The organism is Shewanella sp. 10N.286.51.B2 (genome assembly GCF_041469265.1).
Classification (GTDB): Bacteria; Pseudomonadota; Gammaproteobacteria; order Enterobacterales; family Shewanellaceae; genus Shewanella.
Map to the genome: position 1 here is coordinate 38,009 of NZ_JBFRKH010000039.1, position 22,318 is coordinate 60,326.

General features: G+C 40.0%; 22 protein-coding genes. 8 read left to right on the top strand and 14 right to left on the bottom strand.

Annotated elements, in window-relative coordinates; all coding sequences use genetic code 11:
• Positions 1 to 12: 12 nt before the first annotated feature.
• Entirely contained in the window at positions 13 to 945 is a 933-nt protein-coding gene (locus AB4140_RS10620) for a LysR family transcriptional regulator (RefSeq protein ID WP_102476231.1), read from the bottom strand.
• Positions 946 to 1,193: 248 nt separating this feature from the next.
• Here AB4140_RS10620 and AB4140_RS10625 point away from each other — a divergent pair, with 248 nt between their 5' ends.
• Together AB4140_RS10625 and hppD are read left to right on the top strand one after the other, a co-directional pair.
• Entirely contained in the window at positions 1,194 to 2,354 is a 1,161-nt protein-coding gene (locus AB4140_RS10625; protein ID WP_372000883.1) for a homogentisate 1,2-dioxygenase, read from the top strand.
• A 72-nt stretch (positions 2,355 to 2,426) separates the two neighbouring features.
• Positions 2,427 to 3,467 (top strand): 4-hydroxyphenylpyruvate dioxygenase, encoded by a 1,041-nt coding sequence (gene hppD / locus AB4140_RS10630; RefSeq protein WP_102438245.1) that lies wholly within the window; start codon positions 2,427 to 2,429, stop codon positions 3,465 to 3,467.
• A gap of 78 nt (positions 3,468 to 3,545) precedes the next feature.
• Here hppD and AB4140_RS10635 read toward each other — a convergent pair whose 3' ends face one another.
• From AB4140_RS10635 to speE, 10 genes are all read right to left on the bottom strand, one after another.
• Positions 3,546 to 4,262 (bottom strand): RluA family pseudouridine synthase, encoded by a 717-nt coding sequence (locus AB4140_RS10635; protein WP_102438247.1) that lies wholly within the window; start codon positions 4,260 to 4,262, stop codon positions 3,546 to 3,548.
• Between the two features lie 164 nt (positions 4,263 to 4,426).
• Positions 4,427 to 5,305, bottom strand: coding sequence for a RimK/LysX family protein (locus AB4140_RS10640; protein WP_102438249.1), 879 nt, complete (start codon positions 5,303 to 5,305; stop codon positions 4,427 to 4,429).
• 54 nt (positions 5,306 to 5,359) lie between these two features.
• Complete coding sequence (locus AB4140_RS10645) at positions 5,360 to 5,710, bottom strand: DUF3802 family protein (RefSeq protein WP_102438251.1); 351 nt, start codon at positions 5,708 to 5,710, stop codon at positions 5,360 to 5,362.
• A gap of 57 nt (positions 5,711 to 5,767) precedes the next feature.
• Positions 5,768 to 6,343 (bottom strand): YceI family protein, encoded by a 576-nt coding sequence (locus AB4140_RS10650; protein ID WP_076537515.1) that lies wholly within the window; start codon positions 6,341 to 6,343, stop codon positions 5,768 to 5,770.
• 131 nt (positions 6,344 to 6,474) lie between these two features.
• Complete coding sequence (locus AB4140_RS10655; RefSeq protein WP_102438255.1) at positions 6,475 to 6,924, bottom strand: YaiI/YqxD family protein; 450 nt, start codon at positions 6,922 to 6,924, stop codon at positions 6,475 to 6,477.
• A 60-nt stretch (positions 6,925 to 6,984) separates the two neighbouring features.
• Positions 6,985 to 7,623, bottom strand: a complete 639-nt coding sequence (gene pdxH / locus AB4140_RS10660) for a pyridoxamine 5'-phosphate oxidase (protein WP_102438257.1) — start codon at positions 7,621 to 7,623, stop codon at positions 6,985 to 6,987.
• A 206-nt stretch (positions 7,624 to 7,829) separates the two neighbouring features.
• Positions 7,830 to 8,762 (bottom strand): agmatinase, encoded by a 933-nt coding sequence (gene speB, locus AB4140_RS10665; RefSeq protein WP_102519666.1) that lies wholly within the window; start codon positions 8,760 to 8,762, stop codon positions 7,830 to 7,832.
• A 30-nt stretch (positions 8,763 to 8,792) separates the two neighbouring features.
• Complete coding sequence (locus AB4140_RS10670) at positions 8,793 to 9,722, bottom strand: adenosylmethionine decarboxylase (RefSeq protein ID WP_102438261.1); 930 nt, start codon at positions 9,720 to 9,722, stop codon at positions 8,793 to 8,795.
• A gap of 50 nt (positions 9,723 to 9,772) precedes the next feature.
• The gene (gene speA / locus AB4140_RS10675) at positions 9,773 to 11,686 is read right to left on the bottom strand and encodes a biosynthetic arginine decarboxylase (RefSeq protein ID WP_102519664.1); all 1,914 of its coding nucleotides are present in this window, start codon (positions 11,684 to 11,686) and stop codon (positions 9,773 to 9,775) included.
• Positions 11,687 to 11,714: 28 nt separating this feature from the next.
• Complete coding sequence (gene speE, locus AB4140_RS10680) at positions 11,715 to 12,593, bottom strand: polyamine aminopropyltransferase (protein ID WP_198589280.1); 879 nt, start codon at positions 12,591 to 12,593, stop codon at positions 11,715 to 11,717.
• Between the two features lie 498 nt (positions 12,594 to 13,091).
• Here speE and AB4140_RS10685 point away from each other — a divergent pair, with 498 nt between their 5' ends.
• The 4 genes from AB4140_RS10685 to AB4140_RS10700 all read left to right on the top strand — a co-directional run bounded on the left by AB4140_RS10685 (position 13,092) and on the right by AB4140_RS10700 (position 16,572).
• Complete coding sequence (locus AB4140_RS10685; protein ID WP_372000887.1) at positions 13,092 to 13,925, top strand: S1 RNA-binding domain-containing protein; 834 nt, start codon at positions 13,092 to 13,094, stop codon at positions 13,923 to 13,925.
• A 78-nt stretch (positions 13,926 to 14,003) separates the two neighbouring features.
• Positions 14,004 to 14,669 carry a YceH family protein gene (locus tag AB4140_RS10690; protein ID WP_372000889.1) on the top strand — a complete coding sequence of 222 codons (666 nt, stop codon included), beginning with the start codon at positions 14,004 to 14,006 and terminating at the stop codon, positions 14,667 to 14,669.
• 170 nt (positions 14,670 to 14,839) lie between these two features.
• A complete protein-coding gene (locus AB4140_RS10695; RefSeq protein WP_102476226.1) occupies positions 14,840 to 15,673 on the top strand; it encodes an ABC transporter permease subunit in 834 nt (277 codons plus the stop codon).
• Complete coding sequence (locus AB4140_RS10700) at positions 15,670 to 16,572, top strand: ABC transporter ATP-binding protein (RefSeq protein ID WP_102438269.1); 903 nt, start codon at positions 15,670 to 15,672, stop codon at positions 16,570 to 16,572. The genes AB4140_RS10695 and AB4140_RS10700 overlap by 4 nt, the downstream gene beginning before the upstream one ends.
• Before the next feature lie 698 nt (positions 16,573 to 17,270).
• Here AB4140_RS10700 and AB4140_RS10705 read toward each other — a convergent pair.
• From AB4140_RS10705 to AB4140_RS10715, 3 genes are all read right to left on the bottom strand, one after another.
• On the bottom strand, positions 17,271 to 17,477 hold the full coding sequence (locus AB4140_RS10705; protein WP_012155714.1) for a cold-shock protein: 207 nt from the start codon (positions 17,475 to 17,477) through the stop codon (positions 17,271 to 17,273).
• A gap of 279 nt (positions 17,478 to 17,756) precedes the next feature.
• Positions 17,757 to 18,626, bottom strand: a complete 870-nt coding sequence (gene rlmA / locus AB4140_RS10710) for a 23S rRNA (guanine(745)-N(1))-methyltransferase (protein WP_102519661.1) — start codon at positions 18,624 to 18,626, stop codon at positions 17,757 to 17,759.
• Positions 18,627 to 18,824: 198 nt separating this feature from the next.
• Positions 18,825 to 19,664, bottom strand: coding sequence for a hypothetical protein (locus AB4140_RS10715; protein ID WP_102438273.1), 840 nt, complete (start codon positions 19,662 to 19,664; stop codon positions 18,825 to 18,827).
• Positions 19,665 to 19,947: 283 nt separating this feature from the next.
• Between AB4140_RS10715 and sbcB the strand changes: the two genes are divergently transcribed.
• Both sbcB and cdd read left to right on the top strand, forming a co-directional pair.
• Positions 19,948 to 21,360, top strand: coding sequence for an exodeoxyribonuclease I (sbcB, locus tag AB4140_RS10720; protein ID WP_372000892.1), 1,413 nt, complete (start codon positions 19,948 to 19,950; stop codon positions 21,358 to 21,360).
• Between the two features lie 42 nt (positions 21,361 to 21,402).
• Entirely contained in the window at positions 21,403 to 22,293 is an 891-nt protein-coding gene (gene cdd, locus AB4140_RS10725) for a cytidine deaminase (RefSeq protein WP_102531167.1), read from the top strand.
• The last annotated feature ends 25 nt before the right edge of the window (positions 22,294 to 22,318 follow it).

Genomic DNA, 22,318 nt, shown 5'->3' on the forward strand with positions numbered 1-22,318 from the left:
TGCAATCCATAACTAACCAATGGCCGAATGACTAATTTTTTGATCATTAGTTGATTGATTAAAAGTTGCAAATTCTTCTGAAATTAACTCAGTAAATAATCGACCCGCCCGCCCAAGTGGCCTTTCTAGGGTAGATACTAACTGCGGGGTAAATCTAAATCTATGGCCACCAACAAAATCTACTATGGCTAAATTCTTGCCCGTAAGCTCATCATTAATAAGAAACTCCGGCATCCAGCCAAAACCTAGCCCTTTTAGTAAGGCATTTTTCTTCATAATAAAGCCTGATAAGTAAAACACTTTGTCGCCGCCAAACTGTAACTCGTCTCGGTGTAGTTTTTGCGGCGATGAGTCTTCAATGGTTAATTCTACATGTTGCTGCAGATCAGTCAGGGTAACACCGGATAACTCAGCAAGAGGATGCTGCGATGAGCAAACCAATAAACTGGTCACTGGTGGCAGTTGTTGGGCAGAAAAATAAGGCCCTGCAAGGTAATCCTTAACCAGCATTAAATCGGCTTTATCTCGCTCAAAACGATGTTGAACGCCGCCTAAAAATTCCATGTTAAGTTGTATCTTGGTAGGAATATTATGCTCAGACATGCGCTTTAACGCTGTCATGATAGGCTCCATTGGCAGCGCGCCGTCAATCACCAATTCAAGCTTTGGCTCCCAACCTTCGCTAAAACGACTGGCTAAATGTTCAATATTGGCTAAATGTTGCAGTAACCGTTGGCCTTCAGCCAAAATCACTTTGCCTTCTGGGGTTAATTCAGCCCGATATTGAGACCGATTAAATAAAGTCACCCCTAGGTGTTGCTCGAGTTTTTTTACTTGATAACTTACTGCTGATTGCGCTTTGTGTAGCCGCTCAGAGGCTTTAGCAAAACTTCCTTCTTCAACAAGTACTTGTAGCACATTAAATGCTTCTACATCGATTTTCATTTAAGCCTCCATGTCCCTATTCTGCCTTTAAGTGTTCTGCAGTCGTGACACTTATGTAAACTTTTATTAACCATCTAAAAATTAGATTAAGTTAAGTGGTTTATTATTCTTTTTTTTGTCCATCCTAGCAACTAAATTGTTAACTAGATCACAAATATTTTATTAACGCTGCGCTAGAAAAACATTAACAAAGCAGATTAATGAAGCTGAATAACGACAACCAAACGAATAAGAGTTGAGGAGTTACGATGCCGGTTTATGTTCAACAAGGACAAATACCTTCTAAACGCCATATCGCTTTTAAAAAAGACTCTGGCGAGCTTTACCGTGAAGAACTGTTTTCTACTCACGGCTTTGCCAATATTTACTCCAATAAATATCACCATAATATGCCGACTAAGGCATTAGCGGTGGCTCCCTATGCTCTTGAGCACGGCGACGAGTGGCAAGACTCGTTAATCCAAAACTACAAACTCGATTCGCGCCAAGCTGATTGCAGCGGCAACTTTTTCAGTGCCCGTAACAAGATTTTTTATAACAGTGATGTGGCCATGTACACAGCCAAAGTCACTGAAGATACGGCTGAGTTTTACCGTAATGCCTATGCTGATGAAGTGGTCTTTGTCCACCAAGGTGAAGGAACGCTGTTAAGTGAATATGGTCAACTTCAAATTAAGCAATGGGATTACTTAATCATTCCGAGAGGCACGACTTACCAGCTCAAGTTTAATGATTACAGTAATGTACGCTTATTCGTTATTGAATCAAACTCAATGGTTGAAGTACCCAAACATTTTAGAAATGACTATGGGCAAATGCTGGAGTCAGCGCCATATTGTGAACGTGATATTCGCACCCCTGAACTTACTGATGCTACCGTTGAAAAAGGTGAGTTTCCTTTAGTCAGCAAGTTTGGCGATAAGTATCAACTCACCACCTTAGAGTGGCATCCATTTGATTTAGTGGGCTGGGATGGCTGCGTCTATCCTTGGGCATTTAATATCACCGAATATGCACCTAAAGTAGGAAAAATTCATTTACCGCCTTCTGACCATATCGTGTTTACGGCTAACAATTTTGTGATATGTAACTTTGTACCGCGTCCTTATGACTTCCACCCAGAATCAATTCCAGCGCCTTATTACCACAACAACATCGATAGCGACGAAGTGCTGTATTACGTTGACGGTGACTTTATGAGCCGCACAGGTATTGAAGCTGGTTACATGACCTTGCATCAAAAAGGCGTGCCACATGGGCCACAACCTGGGCGCACCGAAGCCTCTATCGGCAAAACCGAAACTTACGAATATGCCGTAATGGTTGATACCTTTGCGCCACTTAATTTAACCACCCATGTCAAAAACTGCATGAGTGATGATTACAACCGCTCTTGGATTGAAGATTAATCACCAACAGCATCCCTATTACACATCACCACAGAGTGATGAAAAATAAAGATAATTATTAAGGAAAACACCATGGCTAGCGAAACAAACCCACTTGGACTACTAGGTATTGAATTTACTGAATTTGCCAGTCCTGATACTGATTTTATGCATCAAGTGTTTGTCGACTTTGGTTTTTCAATGCTTAAACAAGCTAAACATAGCGATATCGTTTACTACCAACAAAACGATATCAACTTCTTATTGAACAAATCTAAGCAAGGCTTCTCAGCTGAATTTGCTAAGTCTCATGGCCCCGCTATTTGTTCTATGGGCTGGCGTGTTGAAGATGCACAATTTGCTTACACTGAAGCTGTAGCGCGCGGCGCAAAACCGGCTGATGATACGGCTAAAGATATGCCTTACCCTGCTATTTACGGTATTGGTGATAGCTTAATTTACTTCATCGATGTATTTGGCACTGACAATAATATTTATGCTAATGATTTTGAAGATTTAGCTGAACCTATTATTGTAGAAGAAAAAGGCTTTATGGAAGTCGATCACCTGACCAACAATGTTTATAAAGGCACCATGGAAAAATGGGCCAACTTTTATAAAGATATTTTTGGTTTCACTGAAGTGCGTTATTTTGATATTAGTGGTTCACAAACTGCGCTTGTATCTTACGCCCTGCGTTCACCTGATGGCAGCTTCTGTATTCCGATTAATGAAGGTAAAGGCAATGACAAGAACCAAATTGATGAATATTTAGGTGAATATAATGGCCCAGGGGTTCAGCATTTAGCCTTTAGAAGCCGTGATATTGTTGGCTCTTTAGATGCAATGGAAGGTACCGCAATTAAAACGCTGGATATTATTCCTGAGTATTACGACACTATTTTTGACAAGCTACCACAAGTCACTGAAGATAGAGATCGCATCAAGCATCACCAAATTTTAGTTGATGGTGATGACGATGGTTACCTATTACAAATTTTCACTAAAAACCTGTTTGGGCCAATCTTCATTGAAATTATTCAGCGTAAGAACAACCTAGGCTTTGGTGAAGGTAACTTTAAAGCGCTATTTGAATCAATTGAGCGTGATCAAATGAAACGCGGTGTGCTTTAAAGCCTGTTCAGCAGTTTTAATTTGTAAACAAAGCCAGCTTAACTGCTGGCTTTTTCATATCTGAATTTTACTGGAATGCTAAAACGGTGCTTCACACACCATATCAATCATTTCATGAGTTACTGGGTGCTGAAAACGCAGCCTTTGGGCATGTAATAATAGTCGTGGGCCAAAGACTTCTTCTGCAAGCGCCTCTGAAGTGGCATTTTTATATAAATCACAGCCCAAAATAGGATGCTTAACATAGTGACTGTGCAGCCGTAACTGATGTGTTCTACCGGTAATAGGCACAAATTTCACTTTAGTTATTGGTATCGCTTCTTGTAAATGAACTGACTCTATCTCTAACCGCTCTATCACTTCAAATTGACTCTGTGATGGTTTGCCCTTTTCATGGCAAATCTTCATAAACGGAAAATTATCAACATCTTTAGCAATTGGCGCATCAATATAGCCAATTTCTTTATCATGTTGCTGCAGCCCAAAAACATGGCCGAACAAAATCGCACTGTAGGTTTTACTCACAGTTTTATTTTGAAATTGTTTGGTCAGTAAGCCATTAATGGTTTTATTTAACGCCACCAGCATGATCCCTGAGGTACCAAAATCGAGTCGATGGACTAATGTCGCAGTGGGAAAGTCCTGCACTAAACGGTAATGAACAGAGTCTTTATTAAGCGGGTTCTTACCCGATAAACTCAGTAAACCGCTAGGCTTATTTATCAGTAATAAATGCTCATCTTGATACAAAATAGTGATGTGTTCTGAACACGGCGGTGCAATAAATTCAGACATGCTGGCCTTTTTTTTGGGGGGGCAAGGGTTAAGTTTGAAGTTTATGATAGATACAAGCGTTACACTAAATGCTGATGTAAAAATAACAACTTAACGCTAATCGTTTAAATAATATCGACAAAAAAAAACCGCTCAACTGAACGGTATTGAATCTGTAAACAGGCTTACATGTCCACATCGACAATATAGTGGCCTTGCAGCCAATTACGTCCAATAAGCAATTTATAGGTCATTTTACTGCGATCACGTAAATTAACATCAACTTTGAACTCTTGGCCAGGTTCACCTAGCGTCAAGGTCACCATATAACGGATTTCACTGCCTTGTGCATTACGGATTAAGGAAGTGCTATGAATTCGAGCTGTGACCTGTGCTTTTTCACCCTTCTCGTTCATGGTGGTAAAAGTGACATCTTTACCGACATTGTTCTCCATGTTGCTTTTGTCTTCACCAATAATATGCAGGTTAGTAGCGTGTAATGAATTCTCAACGGCACCGGTATCAATGCGGGTATCAAATATTAACCCTGACTCTACAATGCTAATGTCTGCAGTAGGGCCAATTAGTTTTTGCTCTGAAACATCAACCACATATTTACCTTTTAACCAATTGCGACCTATGAGTAATTTATAATCCATGGAGGCACGATTACGAAGATTAACCTTTACCGTACGGGTGCTGTCACCGAATGTTATAGGTAACTTAACCGCGTAGCGGGTTTCAGTGCCTTGGGAGTTACTGACGGTCGAAGTACCAACAATTTTGGCACTAACTTGCTGCTGCTGACCCTTTTCGTTTTCTGTGGTAAACGAAACGGTTTTACCAACATTATCCTTCATTTTCTTTGCACTGCCGCCTAACACCTTTATATTAAGTGCATGCAATGAAGAGTTTACCGCTCCAGTATCCATACGAGCCTCAAATACAATGCCGCCTTGGCTCACTGACATCATTTCAGTTTGCCCCAACACTTGTTTTTCAGCCGCCACTGATGAAAAAGACATACAAATGAATAGCATTGCACCAACAAGAGATTTAAACATGCAGGTTCCTAATAATGAATATAAATAATTAAAATAATGACGTTAAAAATAGGTTTATCTGAGAAGTTGCTCGATTTCTTTATCGAATAAGTTCTTAATAAGCCCTGAGAACTCAGTGATAAAAATACTCTGCTCCGCCGTAGCATTATGCTTAGCGACACTGGCGAGAATTTCTTCAAGATCATAAACAATGGCATCAATTTCTCGAATGATGTCATTTCTTTGTTCAAATGAAAGCTTGGGGTTTTGACCACATACCATGATGATTTGGGCTGATAACTGATCTTCAAATAATTCTAAAACCGTTTGATTGTTAATGCTGCTGGCTTCAGACTTTTCAAATAGGCCTAAATGTTCAGTTAAATATTGAATTAGATGAATATAACCGTCTTTATCTGTGACCATTACTTACCTTAATGAGGTGGCTTTTGTATGTGATTCACACAAAAGCCACAATTCGTTTTATTGCGATAACGTTAATACAAACGACACGGGTACCGCTAAGCTTATACTGCCAAGGCCAGCGATTTCGCGCAACTTATTCACCCCGTCAGTTAAACCAAAATCTGCCGCTTGCACAATGACAGGAGACATACTGGTCACTACCATTTTTGTGTCTGATAATTTAGCGATCAACACATCAAATGATTGTTTCTTGGTTTTACCATGTAACTCAATTGTGCCATCAATTTGGGTCACTAACGTTGAGCCAACACTCAAATCAGCCACGAGTTGTGGATTAACCATCGAACTTAACTGTAGTTGCGGATATTTAGCCACTTCAAATAACATGGCCTGCATGCGTTCATCACGTATTTCAATACCGGTATCAACACTGACCAAATCAATCGTTAAGTTAAAGGCCCCTGCTGAGGTCAAATTACCACTGACTTGTTTAAAATCATGTACTTCAGCAACATCGGCTTGTTTAATTGAAATGAAGCTCACTTTTGAATGCGCTTGTTTCACTTGCCAATCTGCGGCCAACACTGAGGTGCTGAGTAATACTAATGGTAATACTGCGATCCATTTTTTCATCATTAATCCTTTTTGTGAATAAAAACAGTTAAATTATAGATTAAATTTTCTTAACTGGCTGGAACGCTATTATTATCACCATGATTCCGGTAAGGGTGAAACCTTGCTCTATACAACGACTCAAGAAATTTTTACAAGCGACTCAACCATTTATCTAATGCTTGCCCAAAAGCGTGTTTATCGGCTTGTGAAAAACTATTGGGCCCTGCAGTATGCACGCCGCTGCTTCTTAGCTCTTCCATAAAATCTCTCATGGTCAAACGTTGTTTTATGTTATCAACGGTATAGATATCACCGCGGGGATTAAACACCACGGCGCCTTTTTCAATGGCATCTGCCGCTAACGGAATATCACCGGTAATAACTAAATCACCACTATTTAATTGCTTAACAATGTAATTATCAGCTTCATCAAAACCTGAGCTGACTCTGACCACAGAAATATTAGCCGATGCTGGCACGCGGATCAGTTGATTGGCCACTAATATTAATGGCACTTTTTTGCGGTCGGCGGCGCGAAATAGCATTTCTTTAACCGGATTAGGACAGGCGTCGGCATCAACCCAAATTGTTTTACTCATTCATTTTCTCGTCAATTTTTATCAGTACACATCAAACTTTCACGCAATTTAAGCCGTTTATCAAGGCGCAAGTCTATCGATAAGCCAATCGCTATCTTGTTTTTGATAAATAAAACGGTCATGCAAGCGGCGCTCGCCACCTTGCCAAAACTCAATACTGTCAGCTTTTACGCGGTAACCGCCCCAAAACTTTGGCAACGGCACTTCACCTTTGGCAAATTTATTCTTCATCTCATTAAATTTACCTTCAAGGGCTTGTCTTGCGCTAATTTTACTGGACTGTTTTGACACCCATGCAGCTATTTGACTGTCTTTAGGGCGGCTCATAAAGTACTTAGTCACTTCAAGCATGGATAACGGCTCTGCCACGCCAGTGACGGCGACTTGGCGCTCTAATGGATGCCATGGGAACAACAAACTGATTTTGGCATTGTGAGCCAATTGAGTGGCTTTACGGCTTTCTAGATTGGTGAAGAAAACAAAGCCATCATCATCAAACTTTTTTAATAGCACAATTCGTTGGAAAGGTTGCCCATGCTCATCAACAGTGGCTACGCACATAGCGGTTGGATCGGTTAATTGCGCGTCTTTGGCTTGCTCAATCCAAGTTTCAAATAACGTCATTGGATTAGCAGGGAGATCATTGCGCCTTAAACCACCTTGAGTATATTCACGGCGGATATCTGTTAAATCATTCATATCTTTGCTAAACCTCGTTAGATGCAACTGTCTTTGTATATGTTGCCATTATACTCACGAACACTGATATATGATCATGACAATATTGACAAATATTATCAGCATTGAAAAACAATTCATTTCCGATAAAAAAAACCAACGATGAACGTTGGTTTTATAAAGGAGCATTTTAAGTGTTTAGTCGTTAATTTAAGACTAATTTGCGACTATTTTTTTACTAAACCTTTGCCTGCAGCCCAAACGTGGAGCATTTCCAGCCCTAAGGTTGCCCCAGCTAAAGCGGTAATATCAGCAGAATCATAGGCTGGTGCTACTTCAACTACGTCCATACCAACTATGTTCATGCCACGTAAGCCGCGGATGATCTTCATCGCTTTATCACTGGTTAAGCCACCACAAACTGGCGTACCAGTACCTGGCGCGTAAGCAGGATCTAAACAATCAATATCAAAGGTCACATAAAGCGGCATATCGCCCACTCTCGCTTTAATTTGTTCGACAATTTGTTCAGCAGTTAAATCATTGGCCTGTGCAGCATCAATCACTTTAAATAGATGATCGGCGGCATTAAATTCAGTACGAATACCAATCTGAATTGAATTTTCAGGCGCAATTAAACCTTCATTAGGCGCATGATAAAACATAGTGCCATGGTCGTATTTACTGCCTTGGCTATATGTATCGGTATGTGCATCAAAATGCAGCAAAGCCATTTTGCCGTACTTTTTATGATGAGCACGCAGCAGTGGTAAAGTCACAAAGTGATCGCCACCAAAACTGAGTAGTGCTTTATCTGCATCAAGAATACGGGTGGCAAACGCTTCTAAACGGCTGGTGAAATCTTCTTGATCGCCACAATCAAACACTAAGTCGCCAGCATCAACAATATTGATGGTTTCGCTTAAGCTGAAATCCCATGGCCAACGAGTTTCTTCCCACGCAAGGTTGACTGATGCACGGCGAATGGCTTCAGGGCCCATGCGGCCACCAGAGCGACCCGTGGTGGCCATATCGAAAGGCAAACCAATAACCACCACATCGGCATCGGTTTCAGTGGGTTTAAAATCTAATGGCTGACGTAAGTAGCCAAATGCATTTGAATACAAAGAGTAATCTGCTTTTTCAGCAAAAGTGCTCATAAAAATCTCCGTAATGGCTTAAGCCAATAACTACAAATATTCTGGGATCAACACTTCATGACAAAGCTGCTGATAATGACTGAAATCAATGGTATAGCCTTGCTCAGTAGCTAATGAGCAACTTCCTAAACATAGATGTTCAGGGAACCCCTGAGTATTTCTCGGGGAGTTAAAGCCAATCACATCCCAGCTACCAGGGTTGAGAATGCCCAATAACTTGCCATAAACATCAACAGGATAATCTGCAAGATTGAGATTCGTTTCAAAGCTCACATAGGAGCTTTTTTCTTGCGGGGTGATATGAATGGTGAAATAGGACTCATCTTTGATGCCATTGATGGAATAACCAAAAGGCTCAAATAAAAAGTCATCAATAATAAAATCAGGAAATAGCACCGACAATTCAAGCAAGTCACGAATACCCTGTGCAGACTGATCTACGCCACGTAAATAATTCGCTGCAGCGCCATTAATGTGATACATCAATAGTTCATTAGTGACGTCAGTTGTTGGCGCAATAAATGGCTTTTTAGTACTGAACAAATAATGATGATGCGAGTCTAAGTGACCAATGCGATAGGCATTTCCGGTTACTGTTTGACGAATTTTAGTCAAATCTTCTTTAAATGAACTTGATTGTAAATGCGACAAATACTCGTTTTTACGCTGGTAACTGGCAAAAGCAATTGCTTGCTCCCCAACGTGGTCGATAAATGACATAACCGCATCAGCAAGGGTTGTCGTGCCGCACGTTAGCATCACAAAGCGATCATCCCAAACAAATAAGCTCGACTCGCTAAGCAAGTAGGCGTCGCAATAATCATTACTCACTGAAGATAAAATTTCAGCATTGGCACAAGCAACGATACCAGCCCAAAAAGGCTGGCCCAAATGCCGTAATCTAACATTGGAGTCAGCAATGATGACTTCAATTTTCTTTTCTGAACCTTCAAAAAACATAAATTAAACCTAAAACAGCGGCGCGCATTATCCGCGCCGCAAAAACACTTTTACGAGAAATCTTCTAAATAGGTATAACCTTTTAGACCTAACTGTAACTCTTCCAAAATTGATGTTCTTTCATCTTCAGCAATATGCTGATTCACAAGCTCTTCATAGGTACGCATAAATGCAACTGCATCAAGATTGACATAACGCAGCACATCAGCAACGGTATCGCCAGCCAACACAGACTCAATATTAGGTAAGCCATTGTCTTCTACACGCACAACCGCAGAATTGGTATCACCAAATAAGTTATGCATATCACCTAAAATTTCTTGATAAGCACCGACCATGAAAAAGCCAATCAAATATGGACTTTCAGCTGACCATGCAGGCACAGGTAACGTCGTTTCAATGCCTTGGCCATCAACATATTGATCAACAATACCGTCTGAATCACAGGTAATATCAAGCATGACCGCGCGTCTTTCAGGTGGCTTATCTAAACCGCTTAACGGCAATATTGGGAACACCTGATCAATCCCCCAAGCATCTGGAATTGATTGAAATAATGAAAAGTTAACAAAGAACTTATCTGCTAATTTTTCATTCAACTCATCAATAATAGGGCGATGGAAACGGTTATTATTACTTAATAAGCTTTTAAGTGCATGACAAACACGTAAATTGGTTTGCTCAGCCCAAGCGCGCTGCATTAAGGTCAATTGACCCATTGAGAATAATGAATGCGCTTCAGCAATATCACTTTGCGTATCATGATAAATTTCGATAATGGCGCGGCTATCTGGGCGCTCACTCATATCCGTCCATGACATCCACATGTTGTGCAGTAATTGCGGCGCACTCTCTTCAGGCGGATGGATCTCTTCAGGATAGTATGACTCGGTGCCAATCACATCAGTAATTAACACGGCATGATGCGCGGTTAAATGGCGACCTGATTCTGAAATAATTCGTGGCATAGGTTGGTCGTATTCATTACAAATATCGGTTAACACATTAACGATATTGTTAGCGTACTCAGCTAAGCCGTAATTCATCGAGTTATTACTTTGGCTTCGGGTACCATCATAATCTACGGCTAAACCACCACCGACATCGAAAGTATCAATCAAGGCGCCCATTTCACGTAATTCACAATAAAAACGTGCGGCTTCACTCACACCTTGGCGAATATCGCGAATATTGGCAATTTGCGAACCTAAGTGGAAATGGATAAGTTGCAATGATTCCATCTTATCGACGCGCTTTAACTCATTGAGCACTTTTAGTACTTGAGCTGCAGATAAACCAAATTTGGATTTTTCGCCGCCACTGGCTTGCCACTTGCCTTTACCTTGGAAAGCTAAACGGGTACGTAAACCTAAACGTGGTGTCACTCCAAGTTTTGCTGACTCTTCGAGAATTAGTTTAAGCTCTGAATACTTCTCAATGACGATATAAACTTTATGACCTAGCTTTTCACCAATTAAGGCTAAGCGAACATACTCTTTATCTTTATAGCCGTTACAAACAATAACTGAGCTGGCTTTTTGCGCCATCGCCAGTACCGCCATTAATTCAGGTTTACTACCTGCTTCAAGGCCAAGTTGTGGCACTTCTTTAGACTTTTGACTGGCAAGAATTTCTTCAACTACGGTTTGCTGTTGATTCACTTTGATCGGATAAACTAATAAATAGTCATTCTGATACTCGTATTTTTGTATAGCGGCATTAAACGCATCACATAAATTTTCAACTCGGCGATGCAAAATTTGCGGAAAACGCACTAATACAGGTAACGACACCCCAGCTTTAACCATATCTTTGGCGAGTTCATTTAAGCCAATGGTACAGTTTTGTTTGGATGGATCTGGAGTAACAGTCACTTCGCCATCATCTGCAATACCAAAATACTGCTGGCTCCAATGAGTCACGTTATAGCTTGCACGTGCATTTTCGATAGACCAATCTTTCATATTTTTTATTCCGTCTATATCAAGCAAATTATGCAGTGGTTACTTGCGCACTTTTGACTGCATTTTCTACAAAAGCTGGCAATGCAAAACTTGCCATATGAAGAGCAGGCGTATAATAACGAGTATTAATGTTTGCCGTCTCGAACCGTTGGGTTAATGTTGCTAAATCTTGCTGTCTGGCACACACATTATCGGTAGCCCACGCAAATGCCATGGTGCCACCAATATAAGTCGGTACTGCTGCAGTGTAAAACCAGCAGTCTTTTACATAAGGGCTCATTCTACGAACCGTATCTTGTATTTCTTCAGGCTGTAAAAAAGCCACACCGTTTTGGGCCACAAAAATCCCCTGCTCAGTTAAGCAGCGTTTACAATTTTCATAAAATGGTGAACTAAACAGTACTTCACCAGGCCCCACCGGATCAGTGCAATCAGAGATAATCACATCAAACTTGTCTTGGCACTGGGCAATAAAATGCATGCCATCATCAATGACCAAGTTTACTCTTGGGTCTTCAAACGCACCTTGAGAATGCTGCGGGAAATAGGTTTTACACATCTCAACCACATTAGCATCGATCTCAACCATAGTAACCTGCTCAATCGCGCTATGTTTAAGCACTTGCCTTAGCATACCGCCATCGCCGCCACCAATAATGAGTACTCGTTTGGCTTTACCATGGGCAATAATAGGTACATGAGTCATCATTTCATGATAAACAAATTCATCTTTTTCAGTGGTTTGAATCGCACCATTTAACGCCATAACACGGCCAAATGTTTTATTTTCAAAAATACTTAAATGCCACTGCTGTGTTTTTTGTTCAAACAAAACCTGCTCAACCTCAAAATACTGACCATAGCCAGCGTGCAATGTTTCGTAATAAATATCTGATTTGTTTATCATGTTATAAAAGTCCAACGTGGTTATTTTTGTAATAACACCACGTAGAAATAAGTGAGCAAAAAGAGTCATACAAAGCGACCAAAACGATGTGGTCATGAACGACTCAGTTAATAGCAAACAATCAAGCCTCAATACCTGCTGTGCGCTAGCCATAAACATAGCAAACAGTCTCACGGTTATGACACAACAGAAACTTGAAAAGTGCAAATAAAAAAGCGGCGCAATTAAACCCTGCTAACCGGTTAAATGCAAGCAAGAAAAATCCATTTTAATATAAAAATATCTTAATATTTAGCCACTGCAAATTGATGATGTTTTTTTTGTTAAATAACAAAAACTTACTAACCAATAGCAATAGCATGTTATCTGACAGTATAGATGATCGTCATCACCTAAAATTAACTTCAATGAGTTTGTTTAGAAACCCAAGTTACAAGCAAGCTGATTGCGTATATAATCAAACTGTTTTTTCATAACCTAAGTTAACCAGAGTCGCGAATGATACAGATCGGAAAGAAATACTCCCTAGAGGTCGTTAAACAAGTTAATTTTGGCGTTTACCTAAATGCTGAAGAACTTGGGCAAGTGCTGTTACCCAATAAATTTGCCCCTAAAGGCTGTCAAGTCGGCGATATGGTAGATGTTTTTCTTTATCTCGATTCTGAAGATATTGTTATTGCGACCACCCAAACACCTTATGCACAAGTGGGTGAATTTGCTTATTTAGAGGCCATTGCTACTGGTCCTTTTGGCGCATTTTTAGATTGGGGCTTAGATAAAGATTTATTACTGCCTTTTGGTGAGCAGCATCGACACATTGAAGAAGGTAAGTCATACCTAGTTTATGTTCATGCCAATAGAGCCGATGAACGCATTATGGCATCAGCAAAAGTCGATAAGTTTTTAGACAAGACACCTGCTGAATATCAAGTGGGTGAAGAAGTTGACTTAATCATTGGTGGCACCACTGATTTAGGTTTCAAAGCCATTATTAATAATGCCCATTGGGGCGTGCTTTATCAAAATGAAGTATTCCAACGCCTAAGCTTTGGTCAATCAATCAAAGGCTATATCAAGCTAGTTCGTGAAGATGGCAAAGTGGATTTAATTTTACAAAAAGGCAGCCAACAAAGCTTTGATAAAAATGCTGAAACCATTATTAATAAACTGCACCGCGCAGGTGGTTTTTTACCATTAAATGACAAAACTGATTCTGCGATTATTTACGAGCAACTCGCCATGAGCAAAAAAGCCTTCAAACGCAGCATTGGCGGTTTATTCAAAGCGAAACAAATTAGCATTGAAGCTGACGGCATTAGATTACTTAAATAGCAGCCTAAATAGCCAAATTATTTGATAAAAAGCATGGTTCTGTTATAACAAACCATGCTTTTTTATTTGGAGTAATTTATGGAACTTAGCAATCTGGAAGCCCGCATTATTGGCTGTTTATTAGAAAAAGAAATTACTACCCCTGAGCAATACCCGCTTTCAATCAATTCAATTACCCTTGCCTGTAACCAAAAAAGTAGTCGTGAACCCGTCATGGCATTAAGCGAGACTGAAGTACAAACCATTATTGATGATTTAGCCAAGAAGCGACTTATCAGTGAGCAGTCAGGTTTTGGCAGTCGAGTGGTAAAATACAAGCATCGTTTTTGTAATACCGAGTTCAGTGACTTACAGCTTAGTAGTGATCAACTTGCAGTGATAATTGTGATGCTGCTACGTGGGCCACAAACGCCCGGTGAGCTCAAAACCCGCTGTAATCGACTACATGCTTTTGAAACGCCTCAGCAAGTCGAATCCACATTACAAGCGCTAGCCAGCCGTGAAGAGCCGTTAATCGTCCAATTGCCCCGCGAAGCTGGCCGTCGTGATAATCGTTACGCACAATTATTTTCTGATAAGCAATACCTTGAACAAGGCACAACATCATTCGATGCCAGTGTTGCAAGAACGCCATCATCATCAGCAGCAGATAAACAAGCCTTAGCCGCTAGAGTGGAGCAACTTGAAACCCAAGTCAGTGAGTTAACTCAGCGCCTTCAAGAACTCGAGCAATTATTAAACTAACACTGTTAATAAATAAGCATCTACACTCAAGCCACTTTTTATACTGCGTGCTCAGCAAACAACACTGTTGAGCACAGCTTGCCGGTAATTTAACAAAAATTAATCTGATAAATAGTAGCGATAAAGTATGATGACTAAAATATTATTGTATTTGCAAGGATTGATACTAAATGGATTCAACTCAAAGACCTTCAGCAATACGCCAATTATGGCTCATTGCCTCCTATGAGGTCAGTAAACGTTTTACCAATACCAAAGGCATTGCAGCATTAATCGCCTTTTCCTTGATCTGGGCGATTATCCTTTTATACCCAGTTAATAGTGCCTCTAGCTACCTACTAGAACCCGCAACCAAAGACTTGGTCCAAGGTCTATACGGCCCTGGCACCTTAGATCAATTATTTAATTGGTCTGTGGCTGAATTTGCAGTGTTTTGGTGTATTGCTTTATATCTGTTTCCTTTTTTCAGTATTTTCATTACTGCAGATCAATTTAGTTCTGATAAACAAAGAGGATCATTCCGATTTTTAAGCCTCAGAGTCAGTAGAGACAGTATTTTCTTTGGCCGTTTTTTAGGGCAAATGCTTATTCAATCAAGCCTATTACTACTGACCATTATCGCCACTCTTGTGATGGTAATAAGTCGTGATGCCAGTTTACTTGGCGATGCAGTAATTAGCGGCTTTGCGGTATTCTTGAGTATCACTATCGTCCTTTTACCCTATACCGCAGTGATGGCAGTGTTATCTTGGTACGCCAACTCTGCCAGAATGGCCAGCATTTATGCGGTAATCCTTTGGGCACTCAGCGGTATCGTCATAGCCATTATTAATAGTCAGCTACCTGCAGTTTCGTTCATTAGCTGGGTATTGCCGGGTTCACAGTTATCTTTAATGATTAATACTCAGGGTCTTGGCTCGCTTATTTACGCCCCGATCCCAATCATTCAAGCCATAGTTATCCTTGCACTTGGCCGAATTTACATGCAAAGGAGTGCACTATGAAGTTAATTACCTGTACTAATATTTCTAAGCAATATGGCAATAAAGTGGCGCTATCTAATATCAATCTGTCACTTGATGCTGGTGCGCCTATCGCGCTTGTAGGCCCTAATGGCGCCGGCAAAACTACCCTTTTTAGCTTACTTTGTGGTTTTATTCATCCCAGTAATGGTGAAATAAGCATTTTTGGGGAAAAGCCAGGCAGTGCTAAATTACAAAATATTGTCTCAGCTTTACCACAAGACGCTGCGTTAGACCCCAACTTTAGTATAGTGTCGCAACTTACTTTTTTTGGTAAATTACAAGGTATGTCAGGTAAGAAAGCTAAGCAAGAAGCACTTAGAGTGCTTGAATTAGTTGACTTAACTAGCTCAGCGCAAATGTTACCTAAAAGCCTCAGTCATGGAATGAGTAAACGAGTTTCGATCGCTCAAGCGCTGATAGGTTCGCCTAAACTGGTGTTACTTGATGAACCCACTGCAGGGCTTGATCCTGTTAACGCAAAAAAAATCCGTCAAATAGTAAAAGACTTATCAGTAGAAACGACTTTTGTTATTAGCTCCCATAATTTAGAAGAGCTTGAAAAACTGTGCGATCAAGTTGTCTATTTAGAGAACGGTCAGCTACAACAATCGGTGTCAATGAAAGCTGATGCTGAAACCGCCTTTTTAACCTTGACGATGCAGCAAGCAGACATTAGTGCACTAAGTGATAAGGTGCGTTTACTGCCTAATATCCTCAATGTGAAAATTAACAACGATGAGCAAATAATTATTGAGCACCGTATAGATGTAAGCTTTAGCTTAGAGTTGTCATTACTAACATTATTTACCGAGCAAGGATGGCAATATAAAGCAATGATGAAAGGACGAAGCTTAGAAGAAACACTGTTTTCAAATTAAGCAGCATTAAGTTGATTAAATCTAACAAACCCAGCAATTATTGCTGGGTTTTAATTTTTAAAAGCAATTAACAAAAACGTGACCCCCGTCACACCTAGCACCCTCAATAATTTCAAATCGCTCTTAATCTGCACTTGCTCCCAAAATAAAAATGTCGATTTTTTAACTGTAAAAACAACATTGAACGATGACTTTATCTGCTTAGTAAACCTGATAGAAGCGTATACATTTTGCAATTAGCTAAATCAAATCAACATAAGAAAACATACAGCTGAAACTGGCTGACTAGGACAAATCAGCAAATTGTAGATTTCCATAGGTGGCTATAACGCCCAAAATCCAAGGTTCAAATAACGAAAATAGAGTGAGAAACAGACTGGGAAAACACTAAGAAATCGGCAGTAACGAAATAGCAATCACAGTAAATAAATAGTAAAAGTATTTCAGATGCAGATAAAAGCGAGGCAAAAAATGGAGTGGATTGATGCTTCTAAGCTGATGGAATGCAACTAAAGAGAGAGTCACCAAATCAACATCTAAACTAGCAGAGCATACTGCAACAACAAGGGTTAAAACAACTTATCAACCTAAGTTATTGAAATAAAGGTATTTAAACAAAGGATAGTTAAAAAAAGCAAAAAAAAACTGTAGTCAAAGACTACAGCTTTATTAATTATACTAGCCGAAGCTAGAAATAATTAAACTACAGTAACGTTCTCAGCTTGAGGACCTTTTTGTCCTTGAGTAACAGTGAACTGTACTTTTTGACCTTCGTCAAGAGTTTTGAAACCGTCTGAGTTGATAGCACGGAAGTGAACGAATACGTCTGGACCAGACTCTTGCTCGATAAATCCGAAACCTTTATCAGAGTTGAACCACTTAACAACACCAGTAACTTGAGACATGATATAAATCCTGTATATATAAATTAAAGCCTTAACGGCAGTAGAGCTGAAAATGCCGGTTTTACTTATGTTCACAGGACGAAACTGGTCGTATTGAAACACATAAACTAAGCCCAACCTTCAAGCCCGATAGATTATGAACCTTTTTGCGGGTATGTCAACTAAATCGCTATATAATTTGATATAGATGCTACAACAACAATATTCAGTGCTCGGACTAACAAAATTCACAACTAAATATCAGATTCAAATAGTAAAATACCAGTTCTATATGACAAATCAATTACGGATGTGAATTTCGATACTAAAGTCTAACTCGCAGCTAAGCCCTTGATTTGAAATTTCAGCCTTTTGCTCAGCTGTTAATTTCCATGCATAGGGAGTCATATTCAAAAAGTTTTCAATATCAACGACTTTAGATAACTCAAGCCGATACTGTAATCGCTCCTGATGTAAGCAGCTAAAGCCCTCAATCTGCGCTTTGGCTTCATCATGGGGTTTGGGCTCACTGTAAATAATTTTTTTCATTGCAAAATGGTGCATTGGCCCAGGTGCTACGGTAATTAAAATAGCCCCTTTTTTAAGTACCCGTTGCAACTCTTCTACTTTTGACGGTGCATAAATACGAATAGCCAAATCAAACGCTGACGCTGAAAACGGCATCTCATAAGCGCTAGCAACACAAAAGTCCATTTGTGGATAACGTTTAGAGGCGTAACGTATCGCAGACTTTGAGATATCTAACCCTTGTAAGTGACATGTTTGTTCAACATTGGCTTTTGGGGCGGTATCAAGCGAATTATTGCTTGCATTTAAGGCGCTATTTTCATTTAAAGCGCTATGAAGCCTGTTACTGTAATACCCCTCACCACAACCGATATCAAGCACGCATTGTGCATTAGCAGCATACTTAACCGCGAGCTGATTCACTTTCTCACTGAGCTTTTCATAATAGCCTTGGTTCAGAAATTCTCGGCGCGCTAGCATCATGTCTTTATTATCACCGGGGTCTTTGGAGTTTTTCTTCTGCACTGGAAGCAGGTTCACATAGCCCTCTTTAGCGCAATCAAATTGATGACGATTTTGACAATGCCATGATTTTTGGTGCAGTGATAACTCTGTTTGGCAGATTGGACAAATATATTGCATGACATAACTCTATAGAAATGAAAAAGGTGATTAAGTTGAATTCTAGCTTGTGATTTAAGTTATATTTAGAGATTAGTTAAGACTACAACTAATATAAATAGCACCGAAAACTCAAAAATAGTCTCGGTTACTTATAATGCAGTTACTTACAATGCAGTTACTTACAAATAGTGTCGATTGATCCGCTGTAGCAAATAACTACTCATGTTCTTCAGTTAATTTATCAACCATTTGGCTAACATCCGCCGGAGCAAGCAAGCTAAAGCATTCAAGTTTACGCTGAAGATCTTCAACATTTTTTGATAACTCATTGGCTGCAGTAGCAAAATTAGTGCGCTGCTGCGATTGACTATAAGTTCTGAGTAACCAGCGGTGTTTATGACTGAGTAGATTATCTAACTTTATCAGCTGAGCGGCAATCACTGCGTTAACCTTATTATGCTCTGATGACAAATAAGCGGTTATTTCAGCTCGCACTTGTTCGATCTCACTCATATTTATCGCAATGGTTGCCGGCGCGTCTTCATAGTTAAAGCTGCGGGCTAATATCGCCCTTGCATGCATTAATGCTTTAGGTTCTTGATTAAGTCTAAAATCATCTTCAAGTTTAATGGCATCACCAAGCTGCCCTTTTACCTTAATTTGTAGAGCTTCAGCAAATGAAAAGACTAATGTGGTTCCCTGCCTTAACATGGTCGCGGATTTTTTCGGTGCGACACCTGAGCGAGTATACAAACGAAAGCCTTGGCCTACGCCACGTTTTAGCTGGCTAATGAGATTGTGATCATTATCTACAATCGTATTGACTTGCTCTTGAACAGACACCTTAAAAAGTGGCTGACAAGTTAAAATGATAGTCGCACCTTGCAGAACATTCGCATTATTAAACTTCAGCTCTTTTACTATGACCTCAGCAATAGGCTGGCTCAATGCCGGTAATATCGCAAAATCACTTACTTCATCAGGTAGGCTAAGATGTAAAGTCTGATGCTGATCCACTTCATATTTAACGGGCTGACTTAATAAATGGTTATACATGTACTTACCTCTGATTTTTTTAAATTGTAACCAGCAAAATGATTTGCGTCACCAATTAATACTTAAGCCTATAAAATTAAGTGCTTTTTACATAATTCAGCTTTAATGACAAAGCGGTTTTCATACCATCAACAAGGTTGAATAATTTGCTCAAACGAACCTTAAACCAGCAAAAATGCTCGATGCTAGAGTTAAAATCCAGCCAAACAAGTTACCACAGGTAAACATTCGTAATTAACAGTGCTAAGATGGCAAAACATGAGTTATAGGACAATAGTTAATTATGGCAAGCGCTTTACAACCTACTCTCTTCTGGCACGATTACGAAACCTTCGGGGTAAGCCCAGCAAAAGATCGCCCTTCTCAGTTTGCAGGCATCCGTACTGATTATGATTTAAACATCATTGGTGAGCCTGAAAACTTTTATTGCAAGCAAGCAACTGATTATCTTCCTAAACCAAAAGCAATACTTGTTACAGGGATCACGCCGCAATTAGCCAATTTAAAAGGCATGGTTGAATCAGAGTTTATGGGGCGCATTAATACCATTTTCAGCCAGCCCAATACCTGTGTCGTTGGCTACAACTCACTAAGATTTGATGATGAAGTTAGCCGTTATGGTTTTTACCGTAATTTCATTGACCCTTATGCCCGTGAATGGCAAAACGGCAACACTCGCTGGGATATCATTGATTTAGTCAGAGCCTGTTATGCCTTTAGACCAGAAGGCATCAACTGGCCATTAAAAGAAGATCGCTCGCCAAGCTTTAAATTAGAACAGTTAACCCAAGCTAATGGCTTAAGTCATGAACAAGCTCATGATGCTATGAGTGATGTTTACGCCACCATTGCCATTGCAAAACTCATCAAAGAGAAACAACCTAAGTTATATGATTATTACTTTAACCTTCGTAATAAAAATAAAGTTGCCGAATTAATCCAAGGCGACTTTATGCAGCCTTTGGTACATGTGAGTTCTAAAATCAGTGCAGCTAAAGGATGTGTCACTTTAATCGCGCCTGTTGCGCCGCATCCATCCAATAAAAACGCCATGATTTGTATTAATTTGGCAATGGATATTAGCCCACTGATCGACTTATCGGTAGAAGATATCGTCGAGCGCATGTATACCTCACGTGCCGATTTAGCCCCAGATGAATTACCGATCCCGTTAAAGCAAATCCACGTCAATAAATGTCCATTTATTGGTACGCCTAAGTTACTCACTGAAGAAGTGGCAGCAAGGCACCAATTTGATATGGACTTTGCCCGTCAGCAATACAAACTGTTCAAACAGCACCCTGAGCTACGAGAAAAAATGCAGGCGGTATTCGAGGCGAATAATCACCCTGCAGCGACAGATCCTGATTTAATGCTTTATAGCGGCGGTTTTTTTAGCCGCGCCGATAAAGCCAAAATGGAAATGATCCGCAATACCAAAGCCGAAAACTTAGCCGCGCTTAATCTAGAATTTGACGATCCCCGCATTGAGCAGATGCTATTTCGCTATCGTGGCCGTAATTACCCTGAAACATTAAGCCACGATGAGTCATTAAGATGGCGAGAGTTTTGCCAACAACGTTTATCAGATGCCGATTATGTGATTAATCTCGAAAACTTGTTGGAAGAAACCAGCGACAATGAACATAAGCAGAAATTACTAAAAGCACTGTGCATGTATTTACAAGCCTTATAACGCAAGCTTTTAGTCATTAATCATTTTATAAAGGAATTGGTCATGCAAAATCGCTTTATTGATAGCATCACCCAACTACCCAAGCCACTGGCAAGCGCATTAATACCATTACTTAATGACGATTTTTGTGGCCATATTGATGCAAGCCAATTAGCTCAGCTCGTCACAGCATCGCAAATAGATGAAGAGCAATTACTACTGAGCTTGTTGCCAATTGCTGCCGCCCTCGCCAAGCCAAGTATTAGTGAATTTTATGTCGGCGCAATCGCCAAGGGTGAAAGTGGTGATATCTATATGGGAGCCAATTTTGAATTAGCTTCTGAAGCTCTATTTCATACCGTCCATGCCGAGCAAAGCGCGATAAGCCATGCATGGCTCAATGGCGAGCAAAAAATTATTGATATTGTTGTCAACTTTACCCCTTGTGGTCATTGTCGTCAGTTTATCAATGAATTGGTCGACGGCATTGGTATTAAAATTCACTTGCCAGGTCAGCAATCACAGTTACTTAGTCATTATTTACCCTATGCCTTTGGCCCTGCTGATTTGCAGGTGACAAAACCTTTATTATCAAAAAGTAACATTGAGTTTAGTTTAAACTCTGATGATCCCATGATAATTGAAGCCATAGATCAAGCAGGCCTAAGCTATGCGCCTTATACCAATAATTATGCTGCAGTGGTACTAGAAACCAAAGACGGCAAAACCTATTGTGGACGTTATGCTGAAAATGCGGCATTCAACCCATCTATGATGCCAATGCAAATGGCGCTATCTAATTTAATTCGCCATAACCGTGAATACAGTGATATCAACCGCGTTGTGCTCATTGAGTCATCAAAGGGCAAGATAAGCTTAGTCAATGCGTCTATGGATACCTTGCAAGCGGTGTGCGCCATAGAACTTGAACATATCGTGGTTGACCCAAGTTAACTTATTAAATCTAAGTGACTAAATC